The following is a 1840-nucleotide window of genomic DNA, read 5'->3' as shown; positions in this document are numbered from 1 at the left end:
CACCTAAAAAGAAAGGTTTTATGTCGATTTTTCAATTTGTACTTATATAGATAAGAAATGAGCTGAAATTAACAATCTATGTAAAGCTATTAATAACATTCCTTAAATAAAATAAAGTGAAATTTAAATATTATAACGATAACGAATGCAGTTATTAAGCATATGAATGAATCTGATTAGTAGCAATAAAAACATGTTTTTTAAGAAATGCGACAACCTCATCTAAACATTCAACAGTTGTATATGGCGAGATAGCAAAGAATTTAATAGTGGAAATTGGTTTTCTATCATTGCTGTTTATCACATTCACTAAACAAGAACGAGTTGTATCTCCTAAAAATATTTGATCTCGATTTTGTCCTAGATGATTAAATATTTCTATATTCAATCGATTTGTATCTTCAATTTCTTCTTGTGTTGCTAAACCTGTACGTTCTTTTCTCCAATTCTCCTGGCCATCTCCATTCATATAGAAACGAAATGTTGTAATTGGACCATACGTAAAATCATTTGTCACTGCTACTTGAGGGAGAGCAGTGTTCAATTTCTCTCTAAATAGCAGATTTACACGTATATAATTTGCTAATAATTTTTGATAACCTTCGATTCCAAATGCTAATAAATTTATATACATTGGAATGGCACTACCAGCTCGTGAGCATTCTAATGTATAGCCTGTATGGTAACTACCATACGATCTGTTACCAAGATAAGGTGTGTCATTTTGTTCGACGTCCATGATTTGCAAATCGGTATGATTTTTAACAATCCAAATACTTGAAGCATAAGGTGTTTGTCCTAATTTATGAAAATCAAAGCATACACTATCTGCAAGATACATGTACTGCATTTTTTCTTGAGTTTGTTGTAATGCATCTTTCACAGTTGGCTCAAATAAGAGTGGATTTTGTTCAAAGTCATAATTATTAAAGAAACTATAGAATCCCCCCATAGCAGAATCAGCGTGAATATAAATAGGTTCTAAATTATATTTATCTTGTATTAGTTCGGCAATTTCTTTGATTTTCTTTATACTATCAATTGCAAATGTATCTGTTGTGCCCATAGTAGCTAGAATATAAAGGGGGATACCTCCATTTTCAATAACTTCTATCATTTTATTTTCTAAATCTTCTATATCCATGGAATTCGTATAAGGATCAGTTGTTACTTTAATTAGGTGATTTGTGCCAATGCCCGCTGCCTCAGCAGATTTTAATAAACTATAATGTGCATTTTCAGAGGCAAAACAATATACATTTTGTGGAACACCTTGTTCCTTTGCCAGTGGAAATTGTTTAGAAATAGCTAAGCGTAGGCTCGAAAATACACAGCCTTGTCCACCCCATGTTGTATAACCACCGCTATTATGCGGATTATAGCCAATCAGTTTCGAAAGCATAGATACAACTTTTACTTCCGCTTCTGCTGCTGCTGGACCATATACATCCCAAACACCATTACCATTTAAAAGTGTCATGGTAATTGTACCTAATAATGATGGAATACTTGGAAGTGGTACAGCATTAGACAAATAATATTTATTTGGATAAGGGTGACCATTCATAAATTGGTTTAGTTCCTCTATAACATTAGACATAGTAATTCCTGTTTTCGGTATATGACTTTTGTGAATTAAGTCATTGTAGTGTCCATTTGATTTTTCCTCAATGTTCCCTAAAGTTGCTTTGTTTTCATTTTTTAAACGTCCAAGATTTTCAATTATTTTCTGTATAGATTCTAAAAATAGTTGTTGTTTTTTCTCATTTCCATCAGCACTTGGAAATAAATTTAAAATATCTTGCATGTGATCACGTCTCCTTGTAAATATATAGATTTT

The 1840-nt window shown here is 31.8% G+C and carries 1 protein-coding gene; it reads right to left on the bottom strand.

The annotated features are described in order from the left end of the window. Positions 1-154: 154 nt before the first annotated feature. Positions 155-1807 carry a pyridoxal phosphate-dependent decarboxylase family protein gene (locus V7183_RS25545; RefSeq protein WP_335361289.1) on the bottom strand — a complete coding sequence of 551 codons (1653 nt, stop codon included), beginning with the start codon at positions 1805-1807 and terminating at the stop codon, positions 155-157. Positions 1808-1840 lie beyond the last annotated feature (33 nt).

Origin of the sequence: Bacillus sp. JJ1127 (genome assembly GCF_036965845.1) — a bacterium.
Lineage (GTDB): Bacteria > Bacillota > Bacilli > Bacillales > Bacillaceae_G > Bacillus_A.
This window is presented reverse-complemented; position numbering and strand designations above follow the sequence as displayed.

Bases quoted from the DNA above. Each gene is read 5' to 3' on its own strand.
- V7183_RS25545 (WP_335361289.1), bottom strand. From the start codon at position 1,807: ATGCAAGATATTTTAAATTTATTTCCAAGTGCTGATGGAAATGAGAAA.